Source organism: Leptolyngbya sp. FACHB-36 (assembly GCF_014695955.1).
In the GTDB taxonomy this organism is placed as follows: Bacteria; Cyanobacteriota; Cyanobacteriia; order Leptolyngbyales; family Leptolyngbyaceae; genus FACHB-36.
In genome coordinates, this window is record NZ_JACJPG010000364.1 from 1 (window position 1) to 3758 (window position 3758).

4 protein-coding genes and 1 pseudogene are annotated in these 3758 nt (G+C 52.8%); 2 read left to right on the forward strand and 3 right to left on the reverse strand.

Features of this window, described 5'->3' with window-relative positions; translation table 11 throughout:
* Both H6F43_RS10240 and H6F43_RS10245 read left to right on the forward strand, forming a co-directional pair.
* Positions 1-218: pseudogene (locus H6F43_RS10240) on the forward strand (hypothetical protein); the annotation flags it as partial.
* Positions 219-320: 102 nt separating this feature from the next.
* A complete protein-coding gene (locus H6F43_RS10245) occupies positions 321-674 on the forward strand; it encodes a translation initiation factor (RefSeq protein WP_190342680.1) in 354 nt (117 codons plus the stop codon).
* Here the strand turns inward: H6F43_RS10245 and H6F43_RS10250 are convergent.
* From H6F43_RS10250 to H6F43_RS10260, 3 genes are all read right to left on the reverse strand, one after another.
* Positions 647-2188, reverse strand: coding sequence for a HAMP domain-containing sensor histidine kinase (locus H6F43_RS10250; protein ID WP_190342681.1), 1542 nt, complete (start codon positions 2186-2188; stop codon positions 647-649). The two genes, H6F43_RS10245 and H6F43_RS10250, sit on opposite strands and share 28 nt — an antisense overlap.
* A 288-nt stretch (positions 2189-2476) precedes the next feature.
* Positions 2477-3085 carry a DUF4126 domain-containing protein gene (locus tag H6F43_RS10255; protein WP_190342682.1) on the reverse strand — a complete coding sequence of 203 codons (609 nt, stop codon included), beginning with the start codon at positions 3083-3085 and terminating at the stop codon, positions 2477-2479.
* A 350-nt stretch (positions 3086-3435) separates the two neighbouring features.
* Positions 3436-3758 (reverse strand): Ig-like domain-containing protein (locus H6F43_RS10260; RefSeq protein ID WP_190342683.1); only part of this gene is annotated, 323 nt, incomplete at its 5' end.

The following is a 3758-nucleotide window of genomic DNA, read 5'->3' on the forward strand; positions in this document are numbered from 1 at the left end:
CGGAGCTACTGCACAAATATGGCTCCTACAAAACCTGTCGTTCAGCCGCGAAACAGCAGGGAATTAAATTTAGCAAAACGCCCAGTTGGGAACAGCTAGTGACAGGGTTTCGCTACCTAAGCGCATTTCAGCAGCTTAAACGCACCTATCTCGACGCGAACCCAGATCCCAATCTGCGCGGCATCACGATCGAGCTGAGGCTAGATGAACGTTCGTGACGCTCGGATGCTCGTTTGACTGTAGTTTAGACCGCAGGTGCTCTCATGCATTGACCTGCCAATTCCCCGGTAAGGTAGAACATATAACGTTTAACCTCTGCCATGTCATCGTCCAATTCCTCAAAATCTGGCAAAGACCGTGCAGTCTACTCTGAGTTCGGCAACGCCACCAATAGCGAAGCGCTCAAGCGATCGGTACCCGATTTGCCAGCGAATCAGCAACAGGTGCGCGTTGAAACCTCCCGGAGCGGGCGCAAAGGTAAAACGGTCACGATCGTTCGCGGCTTTCAGGCAAGTCCAGAAACGCTGGCGGATTTGCTGAAGAAGCTCAAAACGCTCTGTGGGGCGGGCGGCACGGCTAAAGAAAACGAGCTCGAGATCCAGGGCGATCACAAGCAGAAGATTGTCGAGTTTCTGGTGAAAGCGGGCTACAAGGCAAAGGGCAGTGGAGGCTGATCGATCTGACCGCCCTCAGCGTCGGGCTGATAGATCGGCAGCGTAAACCAGAAGGTCGCCCCTTCTCCAGGTTGGCTAATGACACCTATTTCGCCACCGTGAGCGGCTATAATTTGCCGACACAAATATAGCCCCAGCCCAATTCCAGGCATATATCGGGCACGGCTTCCGCGGGTGTAGAGATCAAAAAGACGCGATTGCTGCTCTACAGGAATCCCGATGCCGCTGTCGCGGATGCGGCAGAGAATGGTGGGGAAGGTGGGTTGGCGGACTGGACGATCGCCGAAGCCGAATTGCTCTTTCCCTGGCTGCCAGCAAACCTCTGCCTCCAGCGTCAACGTGACGCCCGATGGGTTGTGCTTCAGCGCGTTCGAGATCAGGTTGCTAAAGACGCGCCACAGTTGGGTGCGATCGCCATGAACAAGCGGCAGATCCGATCGGATATGATTCATCACTTGAATCCGGTTCTGCACCAGCAGCGATGACAAATCACATAAAACGGTATCCAGCACTGACGATAGCGTCAGTGGTTCACAGGAGAGCAGGATTCCTTGAGCTTCAGCGCGATACGCATTCAACAGCGAGTCAATCAGTTCGAGTTGACGATCGCTGCCTTCAAGAAGCTGTTCCAGCAGAATGTGATCGACCCCAATTTTCTCTCCGTTTCCCTTGCGCTTTGCCGTTTCCAACAGCCCTTGTAGCACAACCGACGTGCCCATCACAGGCGTTTTTAGATCGTGGGAGACCGAGTGCAGAAACACGCGTAGTTGGCGCTGTGACTCAAACTCAGACCGTTTTAGCCGCTCATACATATATACAGCTAGGTCGCAAATCAGGCACACCCAGAACACGCTAAGAATGGCACCGATCGCGTAAGAATCATAAATAGACCGGGTGCCGATCTTGGTTATCCCCAACAGCGGGTAGACCACCACGTAGTAGGCGATCGGCACAAGCTGGGCGACAAGATGCAGCCGCCAACACAGCGGAATCATCAGGGCTGTTCCCAGGAATTCCATTGTCCAACCTGGAGGAGCAGGCAGCCCAAAGAGCGTACAGATGAGTTGTTCGCTCAGTGTCAGAGACCAGGAAATGCTCAAAAAAATTGCGGCGGGATGGCGCTGTCCCCACTGGGTGCGCTGCATGATTAGACAGACTACCAGCGGAACTAAAATGCCTGGAATCAGAGCAAGGTTTACGTTTCTAAACTGCTCGACAACAGTTGGACCATACAGCTTAGCAACATCGCTATTGAACTGCTCCGCGTTGAAAACAATGATGTAGATATTCTGCGCTAGAAGGGTCAGAACACACGGAATAATGATCCATTTCAGCACTACCCGCAGCCGATCGTTCATGAAGCGATGTCGCCACGCTTGATAGTCCGCCGATTCTGCTGGCATCTTAAACTGTTGGAGGGAGGCTCCCTTGCGAGTGATCCACTCCAAAATGGCGTCTATGGGGTCAGTGCCTTTCGCCTGAGCTGCTCGTTGCCGTTTGACCTGGACTGCCATAAATTTTCACCTGTCAACCGCAACGGCTGCGAGAAGGGCACGATCCTTACACCGACTGCGCTCCCGTAAACAAGAATAGGGGAATGGAGAAAGACCCATGTCTCCACTCCCCAAATGCACTAGAGCATGTTTAGATGCAGGAAGCCTACCATCGCAGGTTCTGGCGCTACTTCACCCGATCGGTCAGTTACCGCAGGCTAAGCGACTCGCTTGGGGCGAGCTAAGCTGAGGTGACATGCCACTGCACAGCTTCTTGCAGCGATGCTGGGTAGCTGATTCGCTTGAGAATCACTGTGGGTCAGGAGTTGTGACTCGTCGCGATCGCAGGGATGAGAATAATGCTGCAATGCGCTGCACGGCAATTACCAGAAGCACAAGCACCACGACGCCTGCAACCAGGGGTAAAGTTACCGCCAAAACCGAAAGGGTGATCGCAAGCACTAGCTCAATCGTTGCCAGAATTGGATTTGTTAGACCCCCAGATGCAGCGGTTGAGGTAAGGCGCAGGAGGTTCATGACGCCTTTTGTTAGCCCAGCAGCTCCTCCCCCCGCTACGATCGCCAGCGTCCATTGCGCGATCGGGTTAATGTCTGGAGTCAGGGAGGCGGCAACGACCGTGCCAGCGATGATGGCTGCCGGAGTGGAGACGAGATCCAGCAGATGATCGAGCCAGGGGATATAGTAGCCGACGATTTCTAGGCTACAAGCAATGGCAAATACCGCGAAGGTTTGGGGCGTTTCTAGCCAGTCAAAATCGGTTGGTAAATTCAGGTGAGCCAGAACCGAAGCTCCACTGAGCACTAGCAGCGGGACGAATACTCTAAAGCCTGCAGCAACACTGAGGCTAATGCCCAGCAAAACTTCAATCAGCGTATTTAGGCTTAAAACGTGGTCCATAATTTTAGCTGCCTGCGATCGCCTTTTACGACTTTAGTTAATGTATTGCTTGGGGCATATAGCGTTGGCTACAGGCGATCGTGCAGTCACACTAAAGGCGCTCTTAGTAAGGTGAAAGATTACTTTGTAGCCTGTTCCCTTGTATAAAATTTAGTTCAGCAGCAGTCTAATGACTTCTAGCTTTTGTCGGATATATTGCAGTGGCTTGCCTGTGACTGCTCCAGCGTTTCAATCTTTGAGGGGGTAGGAAGATTTGCTCTACCCAATGCGAAACCTGAGCAAAACTAGCATCAGGATTAGAGAATGAGGGTGTATTTGCAGCTTCTCGAACACCCTCCGAGCTAACTGGATTAAGCAACACTAATTTGTACGGTGGCAGTTTTGGTTTCGCCTTTGCCGTCCGTAATCGTGTAGGTGAACGTATCGCGAGGAAGGGCAAAGGGCAAGCTGGAGCGATGCCGGTAGGTAAAGCTACCATCTGAATTCTGCGTTAGAGTGCCACCTAGAGGATTGCTGTAGCTAACGATCGTAAAGCTATCGCCATCGGTGTCGTAGTCATTTGCCAGAACGGGAATGGTGACGCTGCCTCCCCGCCGAACTCTAGCCGTGTCGGATTGAGCGATCGCGGGTGCATTCTCATAGGCTCCAATATCGGGACGGCTACCACGATCGA